Source organism: Dactylosporangium sp. NPDC005555 (assembly GCF_040605635.1).
Taxonomy (GTDB): Bacteria; Actinomycetota; Actinomycetes; order Mycobacteriales; family Micromonosporaceae; genus Dactylosporangium.
The window spans coordinates 143,449-169,590 of record NZ_JBEXDG010000018.1; the positions used below are offsets into that span (position 1 = coordinate 143,449).

Consider the following 26,142-nt stretch of genomic DNA (forward strand, 5'->3'; position numbering starts at 1 on the left):
TCCATGCTCCTCGTCGTCGGTCAGATATTTCGTGCGCACGGCGTCCACGGCGAGGTCGTGGTCGACATCCGCACCGATGATCCGGCAGATCGTTTCGCCGTCGGGTCGGTCCTCGTGACCGACTCGACGGCGGTCCGGCATCTGCAGCAGGTCCCGGCCGGTGCCTGGCGCCCGCCGGCGACCGTCACCGTCGAGTCGGTCCGCCCCCACCAGGGCAAGCTGCTCATCGTGTTCGGCGGCGTCTACGACCGCAATCTCGCCGAGGACATGCGCGGCGTGCTGCTCTGCGTCGACAGTGCCGACGTCCCGGCCCCGACCGACCCCGACGAGTGGAACGATCACGACCTCGTCGGTCTGGCGATCGTCGACGCGGCGGGGGAGAAGCTCGGCGAGCTGCAGCGCGTCGAGCACGCGCCCGCACACGACCTGCTCGTCGTGCGGCTGCTCGACGGGCGCACCGGTCTCGTGCCGTTCGTGCGGGAGATCGTCCCCGAGGTCGACGTGCCGGGCGGGCGGATCGTCATCACCCCGCCGGAAGGCCTCTTCGACCTATGAAGGTCGACGTCGTCACGATCTTCCCCGACTATCTCGCCCCGGTGGACCTGTCGCTCATCGGCAAGGCGCGCGGCACGGGGATCCTCGAGCTCGCCGTGCACGACCTGCGCCGCTGGACGCACGACGCGCACCGCACCGTCGACGACACGCCGTACGGCGGCGGTCCCGGCATGGTCATGCGCCCCGAGCCGTGGGGACAGGCCCTCGACGAGCTGGCTGTGTCCGGCACCCACCTGATCGTGCCGTCACCCGCGGGCACGCCCTTCACCCAGGGTGCCGCGCGTGCTCTGGCCGCCGACCCGCACCTGCTGTTCGCCTGCGGACGGTACGAAGGCATCGACCAGCGGGTGATCGAGCACGCGGCGACCCGGATGCGGGTGAGCGAGGTCTCCCTCGGCGACTACGTCCTCTTCGGCGGTGAGGTCGCCGTGCTGGTCATCCTGGAGGCGGTCACCCGGCTGCTGCCCGGCGTGCTCGGCAACGCCGACTCCCTCGTCGAGGAGTCGCACACGGACGGTGTCCTGGAAGCGCCGATGTACACGAAGCCGCCCACGTGGCGCGGGCTGGACGTGCCCGACGTCCTGCGCTCCGGCGACCACGGCAGGATCGCCCGATGGCGGCGCGAGGAAGGGCTCCGGCGCACGCTTGAGCGCCGCCCCGACCTGCTGCGGGGGACCGGATTTCAGGTTCCGGGTGTCGATGTGGCAAAGTAGTGGGGTTGCTGCGGGCCGACGCCTGCGCACTTCACGATCATCTTTACGTTCGCGCGCCACTGATTCGGGCGTGCCTTGAGTGACGAGGAACAGCCGCGATGAACACGCTGGACGCGCTCGACGCAATGTCGCAGCGGACCGATATCCCGAGCTTCCGCGCCGGTGACACCATCAAGGTGCACGCGCGGGTCGTCGAGGGAAACCGGTCCCGGGTCCAGGTCTTCCAGGGCGTCGTGATCCGTCGCCAGGGTGATGGCCTGCGCGAGACCTTCTCGGTCCGGAAGGTGAGCTTCGGCGTCGGCGTCGAGCGCACCTACCCGGTCAACAGCCCCGCCGTCGACCGCATCGAGGTCGTGACCCGCGGCGACGTGCGCCGGGCCAAGCTCTACTACCTGCGCGACCTCCGGGGCAAGAAGGCCAAGATCAAGGAGAAGCGCGACACCAAGGTCAGCTGAGCTGCACCTTTGATCGACTTCCTTCGAGGAGGACCCGTGCCACGGGTCCTCCTCGAAGTCGTTCGTCTGAAAACCCGCTTTCCGGTCAACCGGTGCTGGGCTCCCCAAAGTGGTCTTGTGCCTCTAGGCTGACGCCGATGGCAAGCGACTACGGCCGCGATGGTTACGACGATCGCGGCGATGACATACACCCACGCCGCCGCCCCCTCGACCAGGAGGGCGGGGAGCGTGGGCAGCCTGGTTTCGGCGGGAGCGCCTACCCGGGCCACGACTACTGGGGTCAGCCCCGGGCGGACGGCCGGGCCGAGCCTCGTGGCGGCGCCCGCGCGGCGCACCGCGGCGACGACGACGACCAGCGCGGCGACTGGAACCAGGGCAGCAGGTCCTGGGAGGACCCGTACGCTGAGCGCGGTCGTGGCCGGTGGGACCGCGACGAGCCGCCGGTCGTGCGGGACCGCGCGTTCGACGATCGTGGCTACGACGATCGCGGGTATGACGCACGGGGCTATGACGATCGTGGCTATGACGCGCGCGGCTACAACAACCGTGGCTACGACGATCGTGGGTACAACGACCAGGGGTACAACGACCAGGGGTACGACGACCGTGGCTATGACGCCCGTGGAGCCCGCTCCGGTGAGCGCGGTCAGGCCTCCGGTCAGGCTTCCGGCCGGGGGTACGACCGCGGCCGTGGCGCATCGGCGAGGTATGACGACGACAGCTCCGCCTCGTGGCGCAGCAAGGTCCGCCGGAAGCGCAAGAACATGCCGCTGTGGCAGGAGCTGCCGCTGCTGCTGATCGTCGCGTTCTGCCTCGCGGTGCTCATCCGCACCTTCCTGGTGCAGGCGTTCTTCATCCCGTCCGGCTCGATGGAGAACACCCTCCTCGTCGGCGACCGGGTGCTGGTCAACAAGGTGCTGTATGACATCCGCGAGCCCCAGCGCGGCGAGGTCGTCGTCTTCCAGGGCCCGGCCAACTGGGCGCCGGAGAACCAGGTCGACAAGGACGCCGGCTTCTTCGCCGAGCTCGGCCGCACCGTCGGCGACCTCGTCGGCTTCAGCCAGCCCGGCGAGAAGGACTTCATCAAGCGGGTCATCGGCCTGCCCGGCGACACCGTCTCCTGCTGCGACGTGCAGGGCCGCGTCTTCGTCAACGGCTACCCGCTGGACGAGTCGGCGTATGTCTACGAGGACTCGCCCCTGGACGCCACGCCCAACCCGAAGCAGTGCACCGCCCGCCGGTTCGGCCCGATCAAGGTCGAGCCGGGGCAGATGTTCGTGATGGGCGACCATCGCGGTGTCTCGCAGGACTCCCGCTGCCAGGGACAGGTGCCGATCGAGAACGTCATCGGGCGGGCCTTCGTCATCCTGTGGCCCAGCGACCGCTGGGGATGGCTGCCGGTGCCCGACACATTCAAGAACGTCCCCAGGAGTGCGTCCGGACCAATGGGTCCTCCGGGGGCTCCTCGCGTGACAAAAGCGCCGGAATTACCATTGGTGCCCGATATGGTGCTTGCCCCACTCGCGGTTTCTCTCACGGTTTCGACCCGTTCGGCGCGTCAGGAGCGGTTGAGGCGCCGCCAATCGTGACGAGCACGTACCCTTCAGGGCGTGATTGACGAGCAGACCAAGCGCCCCAACACGTTTTGGCGCGAGTTGCCAGTGCTTCTGGGCGTGGCGATCATCGTCGCCGTCGTGGTGCGGGCCTTCGTCCTGCAGACGTTCTACATCCCGTCCGAGTCGATGGAGAACACTCTCCTCATCCGCGACCGCGTGCTCGTCAACAAGCTCGTCTACGACTTCCGCTCCCCGCACCGCGGCGAGGTCATCGTCTTCGAGGCGCCCGCCTCCTGGCGCAACGACCCGTCGGAGGAGGACTTCATCAAGCGGGTCATCGCGACCGGCGGGGACCACATCGTCTGCTGCGACGACAAGCAGCGCATCACGGTCAACGGCAAGGCCCTGGAGGAGACCTACATCTACGCCGACGAGAACGGGCTGCAGGACCTCCCCAGCGAGGAGCAGTTCGACGTCACCGTCCCGGTGGGGCGGCTGTGGGTGATGGGCGACCACCGGTCGAGGTCGGGTGACTCGCGCTACAACTTCGTCCGGTACAAGGACCCCGTCCAGGCGACGATCCCCGAGGACAACGTGGTGGGCCGGGCCTTCGTGGTGTTCTGGCCGTTCTCGAGAGCGAAGTGGCTCAGTGTGCCGGAGACCTTCGACAAGGTGCCGGCGCCGACCGCGAAGTGAAACGTCGTAGTCTCGTCGTATGACGCACGACGGGGGCCACATCGACCGCCGGGCCGCGCGGGTGCTCCTGCTCGACCCCGACGGCCGGGTGCTCATGCTGCACGGGTGGGACCCCGCGCGCCCGTCGCACACCTACTGGTTCACCGTCGGCGGCGGCGTGGAGCCGGGGGAGACGCTGCTCGACGCCGCCGTGCGGGAGGCGTTCGAGGAGACCGGGCTGCGGTTCTCGGCGGCCGACCTGGTCGGCCCGGTGCGCACCGACACGGTGTCGTTCCCGTTCGACGGGCGCTGGTTCTCCCAGGAGCAGTCGTTCTTCGTGGCGCGGGCCGCTGCCACTTCCGTTGATCTTTCCCGGCTCAACGAGGTGGAGCAGGACTGCATCGACGAGGCCCGGTGGTGGTCCTTGCACGCGCTCGACTCGACCGAGGAGCTCTTCTACCCACCGGATCTGCCCGCGCTGCTGCGGGAGGTGGCGTGATGCTGGCGCCCCCTCGCACCGTCGTGCATCGTGCCGCCGGGCTGTGGGCCCTCGAGCGGGCGCTGCAGCGGCGCGGCTTCGAGCGGGTCGGCGGCGCCGACGAGGCCGGCCGGGGCGCCTGCGCGGGGCCGCTCGTGGTCGCCGCGGTCATCCTCCCGCAGGGCCGCCGCGGCGAGATCGACGAGCTCAACGACTCGAAGCTGCTCACCGCCGCCGCGCGCGAGCGTATCTACAACGAGGTCGTCGCCCGGGCCCTCGCCTGGTCGGCGGTGATCATCCCGCCGGGTGACATCGACCGCCGCGGCCTGCACGTCATGAACCTCGCCGGCATGCGCCGCGCCTTCGCCGGCCTGGCCGAGCGCCCCGACTACGCCCTCACCGACGGCTTCCGGGTCGACGGCCTCGGCACACCCGGCCTCGCCGTGTGGAAGGGCGACCAGGTCGCCGCCTGTGTGGCCGCGGCGAGCGTCGTGGCGAAGGTCACCCGCGACCGGATCATGCGCGGGCTGCACGAGACGCACCCCGTATACGGCTTCGACGAGCACAAAGGGTATTGCACGCCGGTGCACCAGGCGGCGCTCGTGACGCACGGGCCGTGCGCCGAGCACCGATTCTCCTACGCGAACGTGGCGGCGGTGGGGCAGCGGAGGCAAAGGCGCGGTAACGTCGGCGTGGCGTCCGGCGTGGCCGCGAAGGTGCCGGCGCAAGTGGGCGATAATGTGGCTATGGAAGGCGGACCGCGATGAGCGCCGAAGATCTCGAGAAGTACGAAACCGAGATGGAGCTCCAGCTCTACCGGGAGTATCGCGACATCGTCCGCCAGTTCTCCTACGTGGTGGAGACCGAGCGCCGGTTCTACCTGGCCAACCAGGTCGACCTGCACGTGCGCAACTCCGACGGCGAGGTCTACTTCGAGGTCGAGATGCACGACGCCTGGGTGTGGGACATGTATCGTCCTGCCCGCTTCGTGAAGAACGTCCGGGTGATGACCTTCAAGGACGTCAACGTCGAGGAGCTCGAGAAGCCCGACATCTCGCTGCCCGACAACGGCTTCGGCAGCTGACCTCCGGCCCGAGTCGCCCCGAGCTGCCCCGGCGCTGTCCTACCGGCGCCGGGTCGGCCGTGTCGCCCTCGTGTAGAGGTAATACCCGCCGGCGACCACGATCAGGCCCAGGATCAGGTAGGACGCCAGGCTGAAGACGAGCTTCACCAGCCACCAGGCCAGCATCCCGACCAGGATGATCCCGATGGTGGTCAGCACGACCCGCACGCCGTTCATCTGCCGATCTTCGCACACTCGTCCACAGCGCCGTCGTTGTCCACAGGTGCGGCTGCGGCCGGTTGCCGCTGGTGGCGGGACTGACGAGACTTCGCCGCATGCCGATCCGGTTGCTCGCGCTCGTCCTGGTGGCGCTCTCGTTCTCCATTCCCGCTGTCGCCCGTGGGGTGCCCGCTCGGGCGGCGCCGGTGCTGCCCGGGTCCTTCCGATGGCCCCTGGGGCCGCCGGTGTCGGTGGTGCGCCCGTTCGAGCCGCCACCTGATCCGTTCAAGGCCGGCCATCGTGGCGCGGATCTGCTCGGCCCGGCGGGTGCCGAGGTGCGCAGCGCAGGCGCCGGGGTGGTCGCGTTCGCCGGGATGGTCGCCGGGCGGCCGGTGGTGAGCGTGACGCATCCGGGTGGGCTCCGCACGACCTACGAGCCCGTGGACCCCTCCGTGCGGGCCGGCACCGTGGTCGCGGCGGGCACGCCGCTCGGTGCCCTGCGGCCGGGCCACGCGGGCTGCCCCGGCGCCGCCTGCCTGCACTGGGGACTGCGCGCCGGCGACGTGTATCTCGACCCGCTGAGCCTGCTGCGGCGCGGTCAGGTCCGGCTCCTGCCGCTATGACCGCCGCAGGAGCTTGGGCAGGCCCTCCACGAGGCGCTGGAAATCCTCCTCGCGGTTGTACACCTGCGCCGACAGCCGCAGGTAGCCCCGGCCGCGCCACGAGGCCAGCCCGACCTCGGTGGCGAGGTCGTCGGAGATCCTGCGCCGCAGCGCGGTCGCCGCCGTCTGGTCGGCTCCCGCGCCCTGCGGCAGCGGCACGACGGTCATCGGCAGGCCCGTCCTGGGCGGGACGGTCACGTCCAGGACCTCGGCGAGCAGGGCCTGCCCGTGCTCGGCGAGCGCCGCGTTGTGCCGGTGGACCGCGTCGATGCCGAGCGACCGCAGGACGAACAGGCCCGTGGGCGCGGCGAGCCAGGGCGTGTAGTCGTGCGCGCCGAGCCACTCCAGGCTGTCGGGGAAGCCCGCCTCCTCGCTCCAGGACACCACCAACGACCGCATCCGCTCCCGCCAGCGCGGCGCCACGGACAGCAGGGCGGTGCCGCGGGGCGCGTAGGCCCACTTGTGGAGGTTGCCGACCCAGAAGTCCGCGCCGATCCCGGCCACCGGGTCCGGCAGCAGCCCGGGCGCGTGCGCCGCGTCGACGAGGACCGCGACCCGCTCACCGGCGCGGGCGCGGACCGCCTCGACGATCCTGCGGACCGGCAGGACCCGCGCCGTCGTCGCCGTGATGTGGTCGACGATCACGAGCCGGGTCCTGCCCGTCACCGCGTCCAGCACCGCCTCGACCACGGCGTCGTCATCGTCGCCGAGCGGCACGCGGGCGACCCGCCGGCTCGCGCCGGTCCTGCGGCAGAGCACGTCGACGGCGAGGTCGACGGCGCCGTAGCCGTGATCGGTCGTGACCACCTCGTCGCCCCCGCCGAGGTCGAGCCCGGCGAGGACGGTGGACGTGCCGGTCGTCGCGTTGTCGACGAGCGCCGTCAGGTCGGGGTCGGCGCCGACGAACGCGGCGAGGTGCCGGCGCACATGCGCGACGCGCGCTTCGAGCCCCACGCTGAAGAACCGCGGCGGGTTGGCCTCCACCTCGTCCCGCAGCCGCTGCTGCGCCCGCTGCACCGCGATCGGCACCAGGCCGAACGACCCGTGGTTGAGCTGCGCGACCGCTGCGTCGTTGGAGAACAGCAGCCGCGCGCCGGGAATCGGCTCCGGAGCGGACACATCCACGATCTTAATGTCCTGTCCCACCCCGCCGTGCCGTCTTGCCCGGGTCAGGCGCGCGGGTGGGCCTGTTCGTATGCGGACCGCAGCCGCTCGATCGAGACGTGCGTGTAGATCTGGGTGCTGGACAGCGAGGCGTGCCCCAGCAGCTCCTGCACCGAGCGCAGGTCGGCGCCGCCTTCGAGGAGGTGGGTCGCGGCGGAGTGGCGCAGGTCGTGCGGTGACGTGTGCGGCAGGCCGGTCGCCCTGGCGTGCCCGTCGACGAGGCGCCTGGCGGCGCCGGGCTGCAGCCGTCCGCCCCGCGCGCCGAGGATCAGCGCCGCGCCGCTCGCGGGACCGGCGAGGGCCGGTCGGCCGTGCCGCAGCCAGCCGGTGAGCGCCCGCTCGGCGGGCAGCCCGTAGGGCACGGCGCGTTCCTTGTCGCCCTTGCCGATGACCCGCACGACCCGGCGCATCCGGTCCACGTCGGCGACGTCGAGGCCGCACAGCTCGCTGACGCGGATGCCGGTGGCGTACAACAGCTCCAGCACCAGGCGGTCACGCAGCCCGACGGCGTCGTCGCGGCCCGCGGGCGCCGTCACGAGGATCTCCGCCTGGTCGGCGCGCAGGACCGTCGGCAGGTCCCGGTGCGCCTTCGGGCTGGCGAGGCGCTGCCCCGGGTCGGTGGCGAGCAGACCCTCGCGGTGCGCCCAGGAGGCGAACGTCCTCGCCGCCGCCGCGTGCCTGGCCAGGCTGGTGCGGGCCGCTCCGGCCGACCGGCGGCGGGCGAGCCAGCCGCGCAGCACGGCGAGCGTCAGATCACCCGGCGCGGTCACGCCGGCGCGCGCCGCGTGGCCGAGCAGGGAGACGACGTCGCCGACATACGCGCGGACGGTGTGCTCGGAGCGGTTGCGCTCCGCGGCGAGGTGGCGGGCGAAGGCGTCGACCGCCTCACGCATCGCGTCCGGCAGCCCCTCGTGCGTGCCCGCGGTGCCGCTCGCCTTCGGTGTCGTCATGTGCGGCGCAGCTGGTCTTCGAGGAAGCGCTCGATCAGGCCGCGGACCACCGCCGCCATCGTGAAGCCGTGCTCGGCGCACCAGGCGCGCAGCTCGGCGTGGCGCTCCGTGGGCAGCCGGAACGTCACCAGCTGGCTCTCCTCCCCGGCCGGCAGCGCCCCGCCGAGCGCGGTGGTCAGCGCGCCGGCGCGCAGGTCCACCGAGGCCGCGAGCAGGTTGCCGCCGGCCGGGGCGGGCGTGCCGCGGTCGAGGAGCCAGGCGGTGATCTCCTGGCGGGTGGTCGGCGGGAGCGTCTCGAGCAGCTCCACGAGCTTGTCGGCAGGAGCGGTCATGTCCTACACGATAGCGCCCGCTATCTCCCGCATCTCGACGACCTGGACGCCCTGGATCTCCTCCAGCAGCCCGGGCAGGGAGCGGTCGATCACGGGGCCGGGGACGCTGACGGTGAACTCGTCGGTCGCGACCGCGCCGTCGCGGCTGAGCACCCGCATGTGCTGGATGTCCACGCCGAGGCGGCCGAGCAGCGTGGTCACCTGGCCGAGGGAGCCGGGACGGTCGGGCAGCTGCACGATGACGTGACGGAGCGACATGGCCCCAGCCTGCCGGGGCGGCGTTTCCGCACAGTTACGACGCCACGTCGCTGCGCTTTCGACGATCGTTGACGCCGTCCGTGGAATTGTTGACGATGTAAAGTATGACTATCGCGGCGGTACGGGAGTTCAACCGCTACTACACGAACCTCATCGGGGTGCTGCGGGCCGGACTGCACGACTCGGCCTATTCGCTGGCCGAGGTGCGGGTGCTCTACGAGCTCGCCGTCGGCAGCGCGCACGACACGGCCGAGCTGCGGCGGCTGCTCGACATCGACGCCGGGTACCTGAGCAGGATCCTGGGACGGCTGGAGACCGACGGGCTCGTCGCGCGGTCCCGCTCCGACGCGGACGCCCGGCGCCGGCGGATCGAGCTGACGGCGGCCGGCCGGGAGGCGTTCGCGGCGCTGGACGCCCGCTCCGACGAGCAGATCGCGGGCCTGCTCGCCGCCGTCGGCGAGGTCGACCGGCGACGCCTCGTCGGTGCGATGGACACGATCCGGTCGGTGTTCGAGGACGTCCTGCCGCCGCGCGCCGTCGTGCTGCGGTCGCTGCTGCCCGGCGACCTCGGCTGGGTCGTGCAGCGCCACGGTGCGCTCTATGCCGCGGAGTACGGGCTGGACGCCACCTTCGAGGCGATGGTCGCCCGGATCGCCGCCGACTATGCGACCTCCCACGACCCGCGGACCGAGACGGGGTGGATCGCCGAGGTCGACGGCACTCCCGTCGGCTCGGTCTTCTGTGTACGGGCCGCGGAAGGCGTGGCGAAGCTCAGGCTGCTGTTCGTCGAGCCGTCGGCGCGGGGGATGGGCGTCGGCAACGCGCTGGTGGAGGAGTGCGTGCGGTTCGCGCGCCGGGCCGGATACCGGGAGATGGTGCTGTACACCCAGGGCGTGCTGGTCGCCGCCCGGCGCATCTACCAGCGGGCCGGGTTCGTGCTCGAGAACGCCGCCCCGGCGTCGGTGTACGGCGTCGACGTCGTCGAGGAGCAGTGGCGGCTGTCCCTCTGATCGGTTCGTCCGGGTCGCGTTTTCCACATGCGGCCCGTTGTCCACAGATTCGCCGCTCGCGCCGGGCCTCGTCCCGCGAACCGCGGCAGGCTTCCCGGCATGACGAACACCAACCAGATCGTGGGCCGCTATGGCGAGCGCCTGGCCGGTCGGCACCTCATCGCGCGCGGCCTGGTCCTGCTCGACCGCAACTGGCGCTGCCCGTCCGGCGAGCTCGACGTCGTCGCCCGCGACGGGCCGGTGGTCGTGTTCGTGGAGGTGAAGACCCGCCGCGGCGGGAGATACGGGACCCCGGCGGAGGCGGTCGGCGCCGACAAGGCCCGGCGGCTGCGCCGGCTCGCCGCCCGGTGGCTGGCCGAGCACGGCACCGGCGAGCGGCGGGAGATCCGCTTCGACGTGGTGAGCGTCCTGCTCGGCGGCGGCACCGTGGGCGTGGAGCACCTGCGCGGGGTGCTCTGATGGGCTACGCGAAGATCCGCTCGGTCGCCCTGCAGGGCGTCGTCGGTCAGGTGATCGTCGTGGAGGCCGACGTCGCACCCGGCCTGCCGAGCCTCGTCGTGTCGGGGCTGCCCGACGCCGCGCTCACCGAGGCCCGCGACCGCATCCGGGCCGCCGTGCACAACTCCGGGGCGAGCTGGCCGCAGCAGCGCATCACCGTCAACCTGCTGCCCGCCCACGTGCGCAAGCACGGCTCCGGGTTCGACACCGCCATGGCCCTCGCGGTCCTCGCCGCCGGCGCCAACCTGCCGACCGGCCGGCTCGTCGACGCGGTCGTCCTCGGCGAGCTCGGCCTGGACGGCACCCTCCGGCCGGTCCGCGGCGTGCTGCCCGCCGTGCTCGCGGCCAGCCGGGCGGGCGCCGGTCTCGTCGTCGTCCCGCCCGGCAACGTCGAGGAGGCACGGCTGGTCCCCGACGTGCGCGTCCGCGCCGCCGACTGCCTCGGCCGCATCATCGGCTTCGTCCACGGCACCGAGTCGCTGCTCGACCCGCCGCCGCAGCCGCCACCGGCGCAGCGACCGCCGGCCGACCTCGCCGACGTCCTCGGCCAGGAGCGCGGCCGACGGGCCGTGGAGCTGGCCGCCGCGGGCAGGCACCACCTGGCGATGTTCGGCCCGCCCGGCGCCGGCAAGACGCTGCTCGCGACCCGGCTGCCCGGCATCCTGCCCGAGCTCACCCAGGAGGAGTCCCTGGAGGTGACGGCGCTGCACTCGGTCGCCGGCGAGCTGCCGGCGGACGGCGGCCTGATCCGCCGGGCGCCGCTGCAGGCGCCGCACCACACCGCCTCGATCGCGGCGCTTGTCGGCGGCGGCTCCGGCATCGCCAGGCCCGGCGCGATCAGCCTCGCCCATCACGGGGTGCTGTTCCTCGACGAGTGCGCCGAGTTCCGGGCCAACGCCCTCAACGCGCTGCGCGAGCCCCTGGAGCACGGCGAGGTGCGGCTGCGGCGGGTCCACGGCGAGACGGTCTATCCGGCGAGGACCCAGCTCGTCCTCGCCGCCAATCCCTGCCCCTGCGCGAAGCCGGGCGGCGACGCCATGTGCCAGTGCCCGCCGGGGGTGCGCGTCCGGTATCGGTCCCGGCTCTCCGGGCCGCTGCTGGACCGGGTCGACCTGCAGGTCGACGTCGTCGCCGTCCGGGCGGCGGCGCTCTTCGGCACCGAGCCGGCGGAGTCGTCGGCGACCGTCGCGGCGCGGGTCGCGCGGGCGCGGCAGGCCGCGGCGGCCAGGTGGGCGCCGCACGCCCGGTCCAACGGGGAGGTCCCGTCCGCCGTCCTGCGCACCCGGCGCTTCCGGCTGCCGCACACGGTGCTGCAGCCGCTCGCCACCGCCATGGACCGCGGCCAGCTGTCCGCCCGGGGACTGGACCGCACGACCCGGGTCGCCTGGACCGTCGCGGACCTCGACGGCCGCGACCGCCCCGATATCGGCGACGTCCACGAAGCGCTCGAGATGCGATCAAGGAGAGGCCGATGAGCGGCATCGACCAGGCAGCCGGCGGCATCGACCGGGCGGCGCGGCTGGCGCTGGCCCATCTGGTCGAGCCCGGCAGCCGGGAGCTCGGCCTGCTGGTGCGGGGCGTCGGTGCGCCGGAGGCGCTGATCCTGGCGCTGCACGGGGTCGGCGTCACCGAGGCGTTCGCGGGCGCTGTCCGGGCCCGGCTGAACGCCGCCGGGATCGGGCCGGGCACCGGCTCCGCCGACGCGTGGGGCGAGTTGGTCGCGCGCACCCTCGCGGACACGATGACGGAGCGGGCCGGTCAGCTGGGCGCGCGGATCGTCACGGCCACCGACGACGAGTGGCCCCGGGCCGTCGACGACCTCACCCGCGTCAGCCGCGAGGGTGCCGACGCCCTGCGCCGCGACACCGACCCGCCGCTGTGCCTGTGGGTGCGCGGCCCGGTCCGGCTGGGGGAGGCCCTGGAGCGGTCCGTGTCCATCGTCGGCGCACGGGCGATGACGGGCTATGGGCAGTTCGTCGCGTCGGAGCTCGCGTTCGGGCTGGCGGAGCGCGGCTGGGCGGTGGTGTCCGGCGGCGCGCTCGGCGTCGACGTCACCGCGCACCGGGGCGCGCTCGGTGCCGGCGGGGTGACCTGCGCGGTGCTCGCCTGCGGCATCGACCAGGTGTATCCGGTGTCCAACTCGGCCGTGTTCGAGCGGATCGCGGAGGAGGGGATCCTGCTGACCGAGTGGCCGCCGGGCACCCGGCCGCACAAGACCAGGTTCCTGACCCGCAACCGCGTCATCGCCGCCGCGACCCGCGGCACCGTCATGGTCGAGGCGGGCTCCCGCAGCGGCGCCCGCAACACACTCGGCTACGCACGGCGGCTGGAGCGCTCGGCGATGGTGGTGCCGGGCCCGATCACCTCGGCGATGTCGGTCGGCTGCCACGTCGAGCTGCGCACCCCCGGCACCGTCCTGGTCACCCGCGTCGACGAGATCGTGGAGGAGGTCGGCCGTCTGGGCGAGCTCGCCGACCCGATCCACGGCGAGGAGCGCCCCGAGGACGCGCTCGACGCCGTCCAGGCCCGCGTCCTCGACGCCGTCGCCCCGCGGACGGTCCGCTCGGCCGAGGAGATCGCGGCCCTCGCGGGCGTGGCCGGCCGCGACGCCCGGCGCAGCCTGCCCGTCCTGGAGCAGCACGGCTTCATCGTGCGCGCCGACGGCGGCTACCGCCTCGCCCCCAGGCCCCGCTCATGACGGCCGCCCGTCTCACCGTCACGGAAGGCGCGGCGGCCGCGTTCGCCGTCCTCGTGCCCGGTCCGCCGCCCGCCGCCCGCCGCCCGCCGCCCGCCGTGCCTGTCGTGTTGGAGCAGCGCGGCTCCGTCGTGCGCGACGACGGCGGGTTGCTGGGCCGTCCCCAGGAGCCGCTCGTGACGGTGGCCTCTCTTGCCTTCGCGGAAGGGCGGGCCGTTGCGTTCGTGCGCTTCGTGTCCGGTCGGTCCCGCCCAGGGGTGGCCTTGGCCGGGATCGGTGCGGACCGGGTCGCCTCGTCCAAGGGCGGTCGGCCCGGGCCGCGTCAGCCGGGATCGGTCAGGCCCGAGTCGCCTCGTCCAAGGGCGGTCGGCCCGGGGCCGCGTCAGCCGGGATCGGTCAGGCCCGAGTTGCCTCATCCAGGGACGGTCCGGACCGGCTCAGGCCGTCCGAGGGTGGCCTGGACCGGGGCAGTCCGTCCGAGGGCGGTCTGGACCGGGTCGGTTCGTCCGAGGGTGGTCCGGCCCGGGGCCGGACCGGGCCGGGTTGCTCTCGTCGGGGGCGGTTCGTGTGGGGCTGCCGGGTCAGAGGCGGCGGAGGCGGGTGATCGCTTCCTCGATGACCTCGTCGCGCTTGCAGAAGGCGAAGCGCACGATGTGCCGGCCCGCGGACGCGTCGTCGTAGAAGACCTGGGTGGGGACGGCGACCACGCCGCAGCGTTCCGGCAGGGCGAGGCAGAAGTCGACGCCGTCGGTGCCGCCGAGGGGTCTGATGTCGGCGGTGACGAAGTAGGTGCCCTCCGAGCGCAGGACGGCGAAGCCGGCGGCGGTCAGGCCCTCGCAGAGCCGGTCGCGCTTGGCCTGCAGCCCGTCGCGGAACTGTTCGTAGTAGGACGGCGGGGAGTTCAAGGCGACCGCCACCGCAGGCTGGAGCGGGCCCGCGTTGACGAAGGTGAGGAACTGCTTGACGCGCAGCGCGGCGGAGACCAGGTCGCGCGGGCCGCAGATCCAGCCGATCTTCCAGCCGGTGCACGAGAAGGTCTTGCCGGCCGAGGAGATCTGCAGCGTCCGGGCGCGCATGCCGGGCAGCGACGCGATCGGCACGTGCGGCGCGTCGGCGTCGGTGAAGACCAGGTGCTCGTAGACCTCGTCGGTGACGGCGACCGCGTCGAACTCCTCGCAGAGCGCGGCGATCTGCGCCAGCTCGTCCGGGGTGAAGACCTTGCCGGTCGGGTTGTGGGGGGAGTTGAGCAGGACGAGCCGGGTCCGGGGGCCGAAGGCCGCGCGCAGCTCGGCCGGGTCGAAGGCGTAGCCGCCGTCGTGCGCGCGCAGGGTCACCGGGCGGCGGACCGCGCCGGCGAGGGCGATCGACGCGGCGTAGGAGTCGTAGTAGGGCTCGAAGCAGACGACCTCGTCCCCGGCCTCGCACAGGGCGAGGATGGCGGCGGCGATCGCCTCGGTCGCGCCGGCCGTGACGATGATCTCGCCGTCGGGGTCGTAGTCCAGGCCCCAGAAGGCCTTCTGGTGCGCGGAGACGGCGGCGCGCAGTTCGGGGACGCCGGGGCCCGGCGGGTACTGGTTGCGGCCCGAGTGGATCGCCGCCGCTGCCGCGTCGAGCATGGCGGCGGGGCCGTCGGTGTCCGGGAAGCCCTGGCCGAGGTTGACCGCGCCGGTGCGCACGGCCAGTGCCGACATCTCCGCGAAGATGGTCGTGCCGAAGGGGCGCATCCGGGCGACGAGTTGATCACGCGTGGCGTCAGTCACCCGTCGAGTATGCGACGCCGGTCACCGCCGCGTTCCCGGAGGACCTTCTCCCAGGCCGTTCATCCGGATCCCGCCGCGGTCCGCTCCTGGTGCCCTCCTGGAGATCTCCGGGTTCGCGGAGTGGCGGGGATCATCCGGAGGGCCTACCGTGACGGACCGTGGATGGACGCCGGAACTTCTCCCCGGACCCGGATGCGGAACCCCGCTGGTATCCGGACGACCGTGGATACGACGAGCGTGGCCGTGACGACCGCCGTGACGACCGCCTCGATGACCGCCGGGACGACCGGTCGCGCGACGAGCGTGGGTACGGGGACGACCGCGGCTACACGCCGACGCGGTATGCCGACGACCGTGAGTACGACGACGGCTACCGGGTCCCCGAGCCGCGCGGCGCGTCCCGTGGTTACGGCGACCCGTCGGCGTACGGCGACAGCCCGAGCGGGCAGTTCAGCGCTCCGCTCCCGCCCGCACCCGAGGTCCCCGACCCCGCCGCCGAGTCGGTCTCAAGGTCGCGGCGGTCCGAGGCGATCGACCGCAGCGCCCTGCAGCGGCCGGTGTCCGGTGGTGCCCCGGGCGCTCCCGCGGGTGCGCTCCCGCCGCCGGTGACGGTGCCGACGGTGTCTTCCGGGCCGCCGGGGGGTTTCGGTCAGCCGAGCTCGCCCGCGGGGGCGCCGGGGAGTTTCGGTCAGCAGAACTCGTTCGCCGCGCCGACCACGCTGACCGCCGCGGTGCCGCCACCGTCGCAGGCCGCGGGCGTCGAGCCGGGCGGCGCCGTGTACCGGTCGAAGCGTCCCGGGCTGGCCGTCGCGCTGGTGGTGCTCACGGTCATCTTCGAGGTGCCGGTGCTGCGGCTGTTCCTGACCGCGATGACCGCCGACAAGATCGAGGCGTCGGGCACCCTCGCGAGCATCTTCATGATCCTGGGGCTGCCGATGTTCGCCCTGGGTCTGTACGGCCTGATCGGCGGCGCCGCCGCCTCCGCCCCAGGGGTGCGGGCCTGGTCGCGGACCCCGCTGGCGTACCTGCCGGTGGCGGTGCTGCTGTTCATCGCGGCCGCCCTGTCCACCTGAGCGACCGCCCTGTCCACCTGAGCGGACACCGGTCCGCCTGAGCCAGGGCGCCTGCCCCACGCGAACCATCGGGACCCGTCGGCCACAGGCCGGCGGGTCGCCACCGTCCGCGCCGGATGACCGGATGACCGGATGACCGGATGACCGGCACGCACCTCCGCAGGGGGCTGAGCGGGCGCCGGCTCAGCCTTGTCCCGGGCGGCGCGGGTCCGGCCGTCAGCGGCCGCGTGGCCGGCGCCGGCGAGCGTGCGGCAGGAGGGCTTGCCGCGGCAGGTGGGGGCGGATTCGTGGGTCGGCAGCGACTGCGCGTACACTTCCGGACGGCGACCGTGCACGCACGGTCGACCTCGCGCGCCCTCCCGCAGCCCGCCGCTTTCTCGCCGGGCGAGAGATCCAGGGCGGCGGCCGCCCTGGTCCCGATCCGCAGCCTCGTGCTGACCTCGGGTGAGACGGCCGACGACCGGGCGCCAGGACGGCGGACCGACCGGACCGCCGTGGAAACCAGGATCGAAAGGATCCCGCGAACATGGCTGTAACCATGCGCCAGCTGCTGGAAAGCGGCGTGCACTTCGGGCACCAGACCCGCCGTTGGAACCCGAAGATGAAGCGTTTCATCTTCACGGAGCGCAACGGTATCTACATCATCGACCTGCGCCAGACCCTCGACTACATCGAGAAGGCCGCCGACTACATCCGCAACACCGTCGCCGAGGGTGGCGCGGTGCTGTTCGTCGGCACGAAGAAGCAGGCGCAGGAGGCGATCGCCGAGCAGGCGACGCGCGTCGGTCAGCCGTATGTCAACCACCGGTGGCTGGGCGGCATGCTGACCAACTTCCAGACCGTCTACAAGCGGCTGCAGCGGATGAAGGAACTCGAGTCCCTCGACCTCACCGGCACCGCGCAGGGTTACACCAAGAAGGAGACCCTGCAGCTGTCGCGTGAGCAGATCAAGCTGAGCAAGACGCTCGGTGGTCTGCGCGACATGCAGAAGCTCCCGTCGGCGATCTGGGTCATCGACACCAAGAAGGAGCACATCGCGGTTGACGAGGCCCGCAAGCTGGGCATCCCGGTCATCGCGGTGCTCGACACCAACTGCGACCCCGACGAGGTCGACTTCCCGATCCCGGGCAACGACGACGCCATCCGCTCCGCCGCACTGCTGACCCGCGTGGTCGCGGACGCGGTCGCGGAAGGGCTCATCGCCCGGTCGGGCCGTTCCACCCGCGCCGACCAGAAGCCCGAGCCGGGCGTCGTGGCCGGCGACGAGCCGCTCGCTGAGTGGGAGCGTGAGCTGCTCGAGGGTGCCAAGCCCGCGGATGCGGCCCCCGCTGACGCAGCTCCCGCCGCTGCCGAATCCACCCAGGCCTGACAGAGCGAACTCAAGCGAGAGAGAGTCATGTCCAACTTCACCGCCGCGGACGTCAAGCGACTCCGCGATCTGACCGGCTCCGGCATGATGGACTGCAAGAAGTCGCTCGAGGAGGCCGAGGGCGACTTCGACAAGGCCGTCGAGTTGCTGCGTATCAAGGGTGCCAAGGACGTCGGCAAGCGTGCCGGGCGGACCACGGCGAACGGCCTTGTCGCGCACGTCGGCTCGGGTCTCGTCGAGATCAACTGTGAGACCGACTTCGTCGCCAAGAACGAGGCGTTCGTCGAGCTGGGCACCAAGCTGGCCAAGCACATCGACGAGACCAAGCCGGCCGACGTCGAGGCCCTGCTGGGCTCGAAGCTCGGCGACAGCACGGTGGCCGAGCTGATCCAGATCGAGTCGGCCCGTATCGGCGAGAAGCTCGTCATCAACCGCCTCGCGGTGCTGGGCTCGCCGGTGGCGATCTACATGCACCGCAAGAGCCCGGACCTGCCTCCGCAGGTCGGCGTGGCCGTCGAGTTCACCGGCAAGGACGACGAGGCCGCCGTGGCCGACGCCCGCGGTGTCGCGATGCAGATCGCGGCCATGCGGCCGAAGTACCTGACCCGCGACGCCGTCCCGGCGGACGTCGTGGAGTCGGAGCGCCGCATCGCCGAGCAGACCGCTCGCGAGGAGGGCAAGCCGGAAGGCGCCCTGCCGAAGATCATCGAGGGCCGGGTCAACGGCTTCTTCAAGGACTTCGTCCTCGTCGAGCAGCCGTCGGTCAGCGACAACAAGAAAACGGTCAAGCAGGTGCTGGCGGAAGCCGGCATCGAGGTGACACGGTTCGTCCACTTCGAGGTCGGCCAGGCCTGATAGCAGGGCGCGGAGGGGGTCACGGAATCCACACTGGATGCCGGGACCCCCTCGTCATATCCCGAGACCAGCAGACCCGACGCGGCAGAACGGACACGGAGAGGTTGCCCAGATGACGCAGACCGCTGTGGAAGTGGCAAGGCAGGCATTGACGCCGGCCCCGATCGGGGTGCGGCGCGTCGTGCTGAAGCTCTCCGGCGAGGTGTTCGGCGGTGGCGCGGTCGGCGTCGACCCGAACGTGGTGCGGCACATGGCCCGCCAGATCGCGACCGTGGTCCGCCGCGGCGTCCAGGTGGCCGTCGTCGTCGGTGGTGGCAACTTCTTCCGCGGCGCGGAGCTGTCCCGGGCCGGCATGGACCGGTCCCGCGCGGACTACATGGGGATGCTCGGCACCGTCATGAACTGCCTCGCCCTGCAGGACTTCCTGGAGAAGGAAGGCATCGACACGCGGGTGCAGAGCGCGATCAGCATGGCCCAGGTCGCCGAGCCGTACATCCCGCGCCGCGCCATCCGGCACCTGGAGAAGGGCCGGGTCGTCATCTTCGGCGCCGGCGCCGGCATGCCGTACTTCTCGACCGACACCGTCGCCGTGCAGCGGGCGCTGGAGATCCACGCCCACACGGTCCTGATGAGCAAGAACGGGGTCGACGGTGTGTACACGGCCGACCCGCGCACCGACCCGACGGCGCGCAAGCTCGACAGCCTGACGTTCGCCGAGGCCCTGCTCCAGGGGCTTCGGGTGGTCGACCAGACCGCATTCAGCCTCTGCCAGGAAAACGCGCTGCCGATGCTCGTGTTCGGCGCCGAGGGGGAGGACAGCGTGGCTCGCGCGTTGAGTGGTGAGAGGATCGGCACGCTCATCACCGCCGAGCCCGTCCCGGATCGAGGAGGAAAGTCCACGTGATCGAAGAAGCTCTCTTCGAGGCCGAAGAGAAGATGGAGCGCGCGGTCGAGCACGCCAAGGAGGAGTTCGCGGTCATCCGGACCGGCCGAGCGACCCCGGCGATGTTCGGCAAGGTGATGGTCGACTACTACGGCACGCCCACCCCGCTGCCGCAGATGTCGTCGATCGCCGTCCCGGAGCCGCGTATGGCGATCATCAAGCCGTACGACGCCAGCGTGATCGGCGCGATGGAGAGGGCGATCCGCGACTCGGACCTGGGGGTCAACCCCAACAATGAGGGTACCCAGATCCGGATCAACCTGCCCCAGATGACCGAGGAGCGCCGCCGCGAGATGATCAAGGTCGCCCGGCACAAGGCCGAGGAAGCCAAGATCGCCGTGCGCAACGTTCGCCGCAAGGCGAAAGAGGAGATCGACCGCATCGTCAAGGACGGCGAGGCGGGTGAGGACGACGGGCGCCGCGGTGAGAAGGAGCTCGACGACCTGACCGCCCGGTTCGTCACCCAGATCGACGAGCTGCTCAAACACAAGGAATCAGAGCTCCTCGAGGTCTGATGACGCCCCCCGGTAACCCTTCGACCAGGGCGCGGCACGCTGATGCCGCGCCCGAGGCGTCTATGCCCGAGCAAGAAGCACCCGCGCAACCCGAGCAGAAGCCTAAGCGCCGCGCCGGGCGCAACCTGCCGGCCGCCATCGGCGTCGGCGCCGCGCTCGGCGGTGCGGTCATCGCCTCGCTCTTCGTGTGGATCCCGGCGTTCCTCGCCCTGGTCGTGGCCGCCGTCGCGGTCGGCATCTGGGAGATGGTCCGGGCCGTCAGCGTGAACAAGGCCCGCCCGCCGCTGGTACCGCTGCTGATCGGCGGGCCGGCCATGGTGGTCCTGGCGTGGTTCGGCGGCGCCGACATGCTGCCCGTCGGCCTGCTCGGGACGCTGCTGGTCGTGTTCGTGTGGCGGTTCGCCGACGGCGCCCGCGACTACCAGCGCGACGTCACCGCCGGCGCCCTGATCGCGGTCTACGTGCCGTTCCTGGGCGCGTTCGCCGCCCTGCTCGCGCACCCCGGCCAGGAGGTGTCCGACGGCGCGGCGCGGGTCCTGGTGACGGTCGTCGCGGTTGTACTGTCCGACACCGGCGGATACGCGACGGGCGTCTTCCTCGGCAGGCACCCGATGGCGCCGTCGGTGAGCCCGGCGAAGTCGTGGGAGGGCTTCGCGGGGTCGGTCGTCTGGACCGGTGCCGGCAGTGCGGTGGCGCTGCCGCTGATGGTGTCCGGCGCCACGTGGTGGCACGGGGTCGTCTTCGGCGTCGCGGTCTCGGCCGCGTCGGTGCTCGGCGATCTGGGCGAGTCGTTGATCAAGCGCGACCTGGGCGTCAAGGACATGAGCAACCTGCTGCCCGGGCACGGCGGGCTGATGGACCGGCTCGACTCGATCCTGCTCGCCCTGCCGACCGCATATGCCGTCCTGGCGTTCCTGGTGCCCCCGTCCTAGTGCCCTTGGCCAGCGGTACTGAAGATCACGCGACTCGGCATGGGACACTTGAAGACGTCATGACACAGCTCCCCGTTTTGAACCTCGCATCCACCGCGACCGGCACGACCAGTGACGGCCGCCGTGCGACCATGCCACCACGGCACCTGGCCGACCTCGATCTTGCCGGGCGCCGTGCCGCCGTCGCCGAGCTGGGGGAGCAGGCGTTCCGCGCGGGGCAGGTCTCGGCGCACTACTTCGGCCGTCTGATCCGCGACCCGGCCGACATGACGGATCTTCCGGCACGCAGCAGGGACACCATCGCCGGGGCGCTGCTGCCCCGCCTGCTGCAGCCCGTACACGAGAAAGCCACCGACGACGGAGCCACCCGCAAGACCTTGTGGCGGCTTCACGACGGCTCTCTCGTCGAGAGCGTCCTCATGGGATATCCAGACCGCGTGACGGTGTGCGTGTCGAGCCAGGCGGGCTGCGGGATGGCGTGCCCCTTCTGCGCCACCGGCCAGGCCGGCCTGACGCGCAACCTGTCCACCGCGGAGATCGTCGACCAGGTCGTCTGGTTCGCCGGGATGGCCGCGCGCGGGGTGCTGCCCGGCAGCCCCGACCGGCTGTCGCGGGTCGTGTTCATGGGCATGGGTGAGCCCCTGGCCAACTACAACCGGGTGATCGCCGCGGTCCGCAGGCTCACCGACCCCGCCCCCGAAGGGCTCGGGCTCTCCCAGCGCCACATCACCGTGTCCACCGTCGGGCTGGTCCCAGCGATGCGGCGGTTGACGCAGGAGGGGCTGTCGGTGACGCTTGCGCTGTCGCTGCACGCACCCGATGATGATCTGCGCGACACGCTCGTGCCGGTCAACCAACGCTGGAAGGTCGCCGAAGTGCTTGATGCCGCGTGGGAGTATGCGGCTCGCACTGGTCGGCGTGTGTCCATTGAATACGCAATGATCCGGGATGTGAACGACCACCCGTGGCGGGCGGATCTGCTCGGTCGGCTCTTGTCCGGCCGTCTCGCGCATGTCAATCTCATCCCGCTCAATCCGACACCCGGGAGTAAGTGGGACGCTAGTCCCAAGCCGGTGGAGCGGGAGTTCGTCCGACGCCTCCGGGCCGCCGGTGTCGCGACCACGGTGCGTGACACCCGTGGCCGCGAGATCGACGGAGCCTGCGGGCAGCTTGCCGCCTCAAACGGTGGCAAGCTGGGAGAGCGTGAAACAGGCTTGCTAGCACGGCGAGCGAACGAGGAGACACAGTGAGTCAGGGTCAGCGTTTCCGGCGCCGTGCGCTGCGGCGGGGATACAAGGTCGACGAGGTCGACTCGTTCCTCGACCGGGTCGAGGCCACCCTCTCCGGTGACCCGATGGGTGCGCCGGTGAGCGCACAGGAGGTCCACGACGTGGTCTTCCGGGTGCGCTTCGGCGGCTATGACGAGTGGCAGGTCGACCTGCACCTCGACCGGGTCGAGCGGCAGCTGGCCGAGCTGGAGGAGCGCGGCGGCGGTGGCTTCGGCCGGGCCCTCGACTCCCGCAGCGGCGAGCTGCGCATGGCACCTGAGCGCATGCAGCCCGAGCGCATGCCCCCGCCGCCGATGGAGCGCATGCAGCCGGAGCGGATGGGCCCCCCGCCGATCGAGCGGATGCCCGAGCGCATGCAGCAGCCCGACCGGATGGGCCCGCCGCCGATGGAGCGCATGCAGCCCGAGCGCATGGCGCCCCCGCCGATGGCTCCGCCGCCGCCGCTGCCGCCGCGTCCCACCCCCGCGCCGGCCGGTCCGCCGCCGCGCGACCAGAACTACGGCCGCTACGACGAGCCCACCTACGGTGGCGCGTTCGACGACGACCGGGGCTACGAGGCGCCGCGCCAGCCGCGCGCCGACATGACCGCCGAGATCCGCATGGACCGCGAGCGTCCCGAGCCGACCACGTACGGTGGCGGCCCCGACCGCGACCCGTACGGTGGCGGTGCCGACCGTGACCCCTACGGCGACCCGTACGGCAGCCCGCCCCCGGCGGCGCCCGTGCAGCACCAGTCGACCGAGGTGGCCCGCATCGACCAGCTGCGCCGCACGTTCCAGCTGCGCCGTTTCGGCAGCGGCTACGACCGCGCGCAGGTCGACCGGCTGTTCGAGGGCGTCATGGCGTCGTTGTCCGGCCGTGGTGGCCCGCTCACCGACGGCGACCTCGACCCGTCGCACTTCAACCTGGTGCCCGGAGGCTACTTCGAGGCCGAGGTCGACGCCGCGCTCAAAGAGGTCCGCGACCTGGTGATGCGCCGCCGCTGACGGCGAGACGTGAAAAGGCGCACCGGCTCTCCGGTGCGCCTTTTCCACATGTACGGCCCGGGGCCGCCGCCTCGCACACGGCCCGGGGCGCCCCCGCCGCTACCGAAGGCCGTTGCGGCGCAGCACCCAGTCTCCGACCAGCGCCAGCACCAGTACACCAGCGGAGACGATCAACCAGATGTCCTCGACCCGGCCCTGGTGGTTGCCCACCAGCATGCCCAGGATGAGCAGGACGGTGACGGCAGCACCGAAACGGGCCGCCCGCGGGTGTCCCGGCTTGAGCTGATCGGGGGAGGTCACGGGCTCGTGCTCGGCCACGACGCGTCCTTTCGCTGCAGGTGTGCTTCGCCGCAAAGTCTGGCATGCGGCACCCGGACCGACGGTTGCGGGTCGGTCGGGTAGCGTCGGGACCGCAGTTCCGTTCGTGGTTTGAGGAGGAAAACGGTGCGGATCACCGGGACCGGGCACGCCAGCCTGCGCATCGACACCGAGGCCGGCAGCATCCTGTGCGACCCGTGGGTCAACCCGGCGTATTTCGCGTCGTGGTTCCCGTTTCCCGACAACTCCCTGCTCGACTGGGAGGCCCTCGGCGACTGTGACTACCTCTACGTCTCCCACCTGCACCGGGACCATTTCGACGCGGAGCACCTGAGGCGCTTCGTGTCGAAGAAGGCGACCGTGCTGCTGCCGGAGTTCCCCACCTCGGAGATGCGCGACGAGCTCGAGGCGCTGGGCTTCACCCGCTTCTTGGAGACGAAGAGCAACCACGTCCACGAGCTCGACGGCGGCCTGAAGATCATGATCCAGGCGCTCACCTCGCCGACCGACGGGCCGATCGGTGACTCCTCGCTGTGGGTCGAACACGACGGCGTGCGCATCCTCAACCAGAACGACGCCCGCCCGACGGACCTCACCACCTACACCGAGCTCGGGCACGTGCACGCGCACCTGCTGCAGTTCTCCGGCGCCATCTGGTATCCGATGGTCTACGACCTCCCGCAGGCGGCCAAGACGGCGTTCGGCAAGCAGAAGCGCGACCGGCAGTTCGACCGCACCTTCCGGTACATCGATGACCTCAAGGCATCGCACGTGGTGCCGATCGCGGGGCCGCCGTGCTTCCTCGACGACGACCTGTGGCAGTTCAACGACATCTTCGGCGATGAGGGCAACATCTTCCCCGACCAGTGGGTGTTCCAGCAGGAGTACGCCAAGCACGGCGGCACCAACTCCACGGTCCTGCTGCCCGGGTCGGTGATGACGGTCACTCCTTCATCGGTTTCGACCGAGCATCCCGTCCCGGTCGAGGAGTTCTTCGCGCACAAGCGCGAGCACCTGGAGGAGATGCGCTCGCGGAAGCGGCCGATCATCGAGGCGGCGAAGGCCTCCTGGCGGCATCCCGAGGTGGATGTACTGAAGGAGATGAAGCGGCGGATCGAGCCCCTGCTCGACGAGTCGGTGTATCTGGCGAAGGGCGTCGGCGGCCCGGTCCGCTTCGACCTCGTGGGGTATGACGGCGTCTCCGTCGAGTCGATCGTCGTGGACTTCCCGGGCAAGCAGGTCCGCGAGTACGCCGACGAGAAGGTGCGCTACCGGTTCCGCACCGAGCGTGCCCTCATCGAGCACCTCCTCTTCATCGAGGAGGTCGACTGGGTCAACTCGCTGTTCCTGTCCTGCCGCTTCACCGCCACCCGCATCGGCCAGTACAACGAGTTCGTCTACTCGTTCTTCAAGTGCCTGTCGGAGGAGCGGCTGCAGTACGCGGAGGGCTGGTTCGCCGAGCAGAAGCCCGACGCCGAGGACATCAAGCTGGGCGACTGGGTCGTCCAGCGCCGCTGCCCGCACCTCAAGGCCGACCTGACCCGCTTCGGCATCGTCGACGGCAAGACCCTCACCTGCCAGCTGCACGGCTGGAAGTTCGATCTGCCCAGCGGCCGCTGCCTGACGAGCGTGGGGCACGAGCTGCGCTCCCGGCCGGCCGGTCCGCAGGAAGTGTCGTAGGTCGGCGGTAGCCTCTGCTCGTGTTGGAGAAGGTTCGGAAGCTGCTGGCCAAGGCCGAGGATCCCGCGTGCACCCGCGAGGAGGCCGAGGCGCTCACCGCCAAGGCGGCGGAGCTGATCGGTAAGTACGGCATCGACCAGGCCCTGCTCGACGCCGCCGCCGGTCAGCGCCCGCAGGCCGTCGGCAACCGGCTGGTCGAGCTGCACCCGCCGTATCTGCGCGAGAAGGCCCACCTCCTGCACGTCGTCGCCTCGTCGCTGCGGTGCCGCTCGGTCCGCCTGCAGCACCGCACCCGCGACGGCCTGCGCATCTCCATGCACCTGTTCGGCTTCGAGTCCGACGTCGCCGGCGTCGAGCTGCTCTTCGCCTCGCTGCTGGTCCAGGCCGCCCGCGGCGTCCTCGTCGAGCCCGTGCCACCGGGCGAGCAGGTCGCGGCCTGGCGCCGGTCCTGGCTGATCGGCTTCGGCTCGGCGGTCGCCCACCGGTTCGCCGAGGCCGACGAGCGCAACCGGGCCGCCACCACCGACCAGCCGGGGGTGGCGCTCGTCCTGGCGGACAGGGGACGGGCGGTGGATGTGGCGGTGGACGAGCAGTATCCGGACCTGCGCACGGCCCGGCCCCGGCGCCTGAGCGGGGGCGGCTTCGACGCGGGCAACGCCGCCGGCCAGCGCGCCGACCTGGGCAACCCGCGCGTCCCGACCGACGCGAGGCAGCCGCTGCCGAGCTGACCCCGGGCACCACCGGTCCGACCTGCGCGCCTCGCCCGTCCCGGCCGGCGTGAGGCAGCCTCCGCCGAGCTGCCCCGGGCACCGTCGTGCCCACGTTGGTGGTGTGCGAGCGGCGCCGCCCCGGATTCGTCATGCGGTCGAACCCGCCTGCCCGGAGATCACCGTCCGAACCGTGGTACTCCCCGGTCCATCCATCGACACCGGCCTCTTTCTCATGATCCGGAAGACCTTGTGTCGCCAGAGCACAATGCCGGTGAGTTAAGCGTTCAGGGTGATGGATGGGGCTGGATGGTGACTGTGAAGGTTGCTGTCCAGCTTCGTTGTTTGCGGCCGGGTGGTTTGGTGGTGCGGTCGCTGATGCGGTTGCGGCGGTTGGGGAGGGTTTGTTCGAGGATGCGGGTGTGGAGTTGG

At 71.7% G+C, this 26,142-nt stretch carries 29 protein-coding genes and 1 pseudogene; 23 read left to right on the top strand and 7 right to left on the bottom strand.

All coding sequences use genetic code 11. The features are described 5' to 3' along the window. The first annotated feature begins 3 nt into the window (after positions 1 to 3). The 8 genes from rimM to ABZS58_RS22065 all read left to right on the top strand — a co-directional run bounded on the left by rimM (position 4) and on the right by ABZS58_RS22065 (position 5,516). The gene (gene rimM / locus ABZS58_RS22030) at positions 4 to 555 is read left to right on the top strand and encodes a ribosome maturation factor RimM (RefSeq protein WP_354784201.1); all 552 of its coding nucleotides are present in this window, start codon (positions 4 to 6) and stop codon (positions 553 to 555) included. Then, positions 552 to 1,268, top strand: coding sequence for a tRNA (guanosine(37)-N1)-methyltransferase TrmD (gene trmD / locus ABZS58_RS22035; RefSeq protein WP_354784203.1), 717 nt, complete (start codon positions 552 to 554; stop codon positions 1,266 to 1,268). Before rimM ends, trmD begins: the two co-directional genes overlap by 4 nt. A 98-nt stretch (positions 1,269 to 1,366) precedes the next feature. After that, positions 1,367 to 1,723 (top strand): 50S ribosomal protein L19, encoded by a 357-nt coding sequence (gene rplS / locus ABZS58_RS22040; RefSeq protein ID WP_354784205.1) that lies wholly within the window; start codon positions 1,367 to 1,369, stop codon positions 1,721 to 1,723. Positions 1,724 to 2,487: 764 nt separating this feature from the next. After that, complete coding sequence (gene lepB / locus ABZS58_RS22045; RefSeq protein WP_354784269.1) at positions 2,488 to 3,312, top strand: signal peptidase I; 825 nt, start codon at positions 2,488 to 2,490, stop codon at positions 3,310 to 3,312. Positions 3,313 to 3,333: 21 nt separating this feature from the next. Beyond that, positions 3,334 to 3,975: a signal peptidase I gene (lepB, locus tag ABZS58_RS22050; protein WP_354784207.1), complete on the top strand. Its 642-nt coding sequence runs from the start codon at positions 3,334 to 3,336 to the stop codon at positions 3,973 to 3,975. Between the two features lie 19 nt (positions 3,976 to 3,994). Further along, a complete protein-coding gene (locus tag ABZS58_RS22055) occupies positions 3,995 to 4,453 on the top strand; it encodes an NUDIX domain-containing protein (protein ID WP_354784209.1) in 459 nt (152 codons plus the stop codon). After that, positions 4,453 to 5,199, top strand: coding sequence for a ribonuclease HII (locus ABZS58_RS22060; protein ID WP_354784211.1), 747 nt, complete (start codon positions 4,453 to 4,455; stop codon positions 5,197 to 5,199). Before ABZS58_RS22055 ends, ABZS58_RS22060 begins: the two co-directional genes overlap by 1 nt. After that, positions 5,196 to 5,516, top strand: a complete 321-nt coding sequence (locus ABZS58_RS22065) for a DUF2469 domain-containing protein (RefSeq protein WP_190249654.1) — start codon at positions 5,196 to 5,198, stop codon at positions 5,514 to 5,516. The genes ABZS58_RS22060 and ABZS58_RS22065 overlap by 4 nt, the downstream gene beginning before the upstream one ends. A 39-nt stretch (positions 5,517 to 5,555) precedes the next feature. Here the strand turns inward: ABZS58_RS22065 and ABZS58_RS22070 are convergent, their stop codons facing one another. Beyond that, a complete protein-coding gene (locus ABZS58_RS22070) occupies positions 5,556 to 5,732 on the bottom strand; it encodes a hypothetical protein (protein WP_354784213.1) in 177 nt (58 codons plus the stop codon). Between the two features lie 98 nt (positions 5,733 to 5,830). On the opposite strand from ABZS58_RS22070, the gene ABZS58_RS22075 reads away from it, so the two are divergent. Beyond that, the gene (locus ABZS58_RS22075; RefSeq protein ID WP_354784215.1) at positions 5,831 to 6,337 is read left to right on the top strand and encodes a M23 family metallopeptidase; all 507 of its coding nucleotides are present in this window, start codon (positions 5,831 to 5,833) and stop codon (positions 6,335 to 6,337) included. On the opposite strand, the gene ABZS58_RS22080 is transcribed toward ABZS58_RS22075, so the two are convergent. Genes ABZS58_RS22080 through ABZS58_RS22095 form a run of 4 tightly spaced genes read right to left on the bottom strand, consistent with a single transcriptional unit; the run spans position 6,332 to position 9,080 of the window. Continuing rightward, on the bottom strand, positions 6,332 to 7,495 hold the full coding sequence (locus tag ABZS58_RS22080; RefSeq protein WP_354784217.1) for an aminotransferase class V-fold PLP-dependent enzyme: 1,164 nt from the start codon (positions 7,493 to 7,495) through the stop codon (positions 6,332 to 6,334). The two genes, ABZS58_RS22075 and ABZS58_RS22080, sit on opposite strands and share 6 nt — an antisense overlap. Before the next feature lie 50 nt (positions 7,496 to 7,545). Beyond that, positions 7,546 to 8,490: a tyrosine recombinase XerC gene (locus tag ABZS58_RS22085; protein WP_354784219.1), complete on the bottom strand. Its 945-nt coding sequence runs from the start codon at positions 8,488 to 8,490 to the stop codon at positions 7,546 to 7,548. After that, entirely contained in the window at positions 8,487 to 8,822 is a 336-nt protein-coding gene (locus ABZS58_RS22090; RefSeq protein ID WP_354784221.1) for a hypothetical protein, read from the bottom strand. The genes ABZS58_RS22085 and ABZS58_RS22090 overlap by 4 nt, the downstream gene beginning before the upstream one ends. Before the next feature lie 3 nt (positions 8,823 to 8,825). Next, entirely contained in the window at positions 8,826 to 9,080 is a 255-nt protein-coding gene (locus ABZS58_RS22095; RefSeq protein ID WP_354784223.1) for an ACT domain-containing protein, read from the bottom strand. A gap of 104 nt (positions 9,081 to 9,184) precedes the next feature. Here ABZS58_RS22095 and ABZS58_RS22100 point away from each other — a divergent pair, with 104 nt between their 5' ends. The 4 genes from ABZS58_RS22100 to dprA all read left to right on the top strand — a co-directional run bounded on the left by ABZS58_RS22100 (position 9,185) and on the right by dprA (position 13,286). Next, positions 9,185 to 10,090: a helix-turn-helix domain-containing GNAT family N-acetyltransferase gene (locus ABZS58_RS22100; protein ID WP_354784225.1), complete on the top strand. Its 906-nt coding sequence runs from the start codon at positions 9,185 to 9,187 to the stop codon at positions 10,088 to 10,090. A gap of 99 nt (positions 10,091 to 10,189) precedes the next feature. After that, positions 10,190 to 10,549, top strand: a complete 360-nt coding sequence (locus ABZS58_RS22105; protein ID WP_354784227.1) for a YraN family protein — start codon at positions 10,190 to 10,192, stop codon at positions 10,547 to 10,549. Next, positions 10,549 to 12,063 carry a YifB family Mg chelatase-like AAA ATPase gene (locus ABZS58_RS22110; RefSeq protein WP_354784229.1) on the top strand — a complete coding sequence of 505 codons (1,515 nt, stop codon included), beginning with the start codon at positions 10,549 to 10,551 and terminating at the stop codon, positions 12,061 to 12,063. Before ABZS58_RS22105 ends, ABZS58_RS22110 begins: the two co-directional genes overlap by 1 nt. Continuing rightward, entirely contained in the window at positions 12,060 to 13,286 is a 1,227-nt protein-coding gene (gene dprA / locus ABZS58_RS22115; protein WP_354784231.1) for a DNA-processing protein DprA, read from the top strand. The genes ABZS58_RS22110 and dprA overlap by 4 nt, the downstream gene beginning before the upstream one ends. A 578-nt stretch (positions 13,287 to 13,864) precedes the next feature. On the opposite strand, the gene ABZS58_RS22120 is transcribed toward dprA, so the two are convergent. Further along, positions 13,865 to 15,043, bottom strand: a complete 1,179-nt coding sequence (locus tag ABZS58_RS22120; protein WP_354784233.1) for a pyridoxal phosphate-dependent aminotransferase — start codon at positions 15,041 to 15,043, stop codon at positions 13,865 to 13,867. Between the two features lie 158 nt (positions 15,044 to 15,201). Here ABZS58_RS22120 and ABZS58_RS22125 point away from each other — a divergent pair, with 158 nt between their 5' ends. The 8 genes and pseudogenes from ABZS58_RS22125 (at position 15,202) to ABZS58_RS22160 (ending at position 23,005) form a co-directional block, all read left to right on the top strand. Next, positions 15,202 to 16,116, top strand: a complete 915-nt coding sequence (locus tag ABZS58_RS22125; protein ID WP_354784235.1) for a hypothetical protein — start codon at positions 15,202 to 15,204, stop codon at positions 16,114 to 16,116. A gap of 526 nt (positions 16,117 to 16,642) precedes the next feature. After that, on the top strand, positions 16,643 to 17,485 hold the full coding sequence (rpsB, locus tag ABZS58_RS22130) for a 30S ribosomal protein S2 (protein WP_354784237.1): 843 nt from the start codon (positions 16,643 to 16,645) through the stop codon (positions 17,483 to 17,485). Between the two features lie 27 nt (positions 17,486 to 17,512). Then, a complete protein-coding gene (gene tsf / locus ABZS58_RS22135; protein WP_354784239.1) occupies positions 17,513 to 18,340 on the top strand; it encodes a translation elongation factor Ts in 828 nt (275 codons plus the stop codon). Positions 18,341 to 18,452: 112 nt separating this feature from the next. Further along, entirely contained in the window at positions 18,453 to 19,244 is a 792-nt protein-coding gene (gene pyrH, locus ABZS58_RS22140) for a UMP kinase (protein WP_354784241.1), read from the top strand. Further along, positions 19,241 to 19,798 carry a ribosome recycling factor gene (gene frr / locus ABZS58_RS22145; RefSeq protein WP_354784243.1) on the top strand — a complete coding sequence of 186 codons (558 nt, stop codon included), beginning with the start codon at positions 19,241 to 19,243 and terminating at the stop codon, positions 19,796 to 19,798. Before pyrH ends, frr begins: the two co-directional genes overlap by 4 nt. A 113-nt stretch (positions 19,799 to 19,911) precedes the next feature. Further along, positions 19,912 to 20,730 (top strand): annotated as a pseudogene (locus tag ABZS58_RS22150) (phosphatidate cytidylyltransferase); the annotation flags it as partial. Between the two features lie 59 nt (positions 20,731 to 20,789). Next, positions 20,790 to 21,980, top strand: coding sequence for a 23S rRNA (adenine(2503)-C(2))-methyltransferase RlmN (rlmN, locus tag ABZS58_RS22155; RefSeq protein WP_354784245.1), 1,191 nt, complete (start codon positions 20,790 to 20,792; stop codon positions 21,978 to 21,980). Then, positions 21,977 to 23,005 carry a DivIVA domain-containing protein gene (locus tag ABZS58_RS22160; protein WP_354784247.1) on the top strand — a complete coding sequence of 343 codons (1,029 nt, stop codon included), beginning with the start codon at positions 21,977 to 21,979 and terminating at the stop codon, positions 23,003 to 23,005. The genes rlmN and ABZS58_RS22160 overlap by 4 nt, the downstream gene beginning before the upstream one ends. Before the next feature lie 99 nt (positions 23,006 to 23,104). Here ABZS58_RS22160 and ABZS58_RS22165 read toward each other — a convergent pair whose 3' ends face one another. After that, positions 23,105 to 23,323, bottom strand: coding sequence for a DUF2631 domain-containing protein (locus ABZS58_RS22165; protein WP_354784249.1), 219 nt, complete (start codon positions 23,321 to 23,323; stop codon positions 23,105 to 23,107). Positions 23,324 to 23,449: 126 nt separating this feature from the next. Here ABZS58_RS22165 and ABZS58_RS22170 point away from each other — a divergent pair, with 126 nt between their 5' ends. After that, positions 23,450 to 25,003, top strand: coding sequence for a Rieske 2Fe-2S domain-containing protein (locus ABZS58_RS22170; protein ID WP_354784251.1), 1,554 nt, complete (start codon positions 23,450 to 23,452; stop codon positions 25,001 to 25,003). A gap of 20 nt (positions 25,004 to 25,023) precedes the next feature. Further along, positions 25,024 to 25,731 (top strand): DUF2786 domain-containing protein, encoded by a 708-nt coding sequence (locus ABZS58_RS22175; protein WP_354784253.1) that lies wholly within the window; start codon positions 25,024 to 25,026, stop codon positions 25,729 to 25,731. Positions 25,732 to 26,142: the final 411 nt, after the last annotated feature.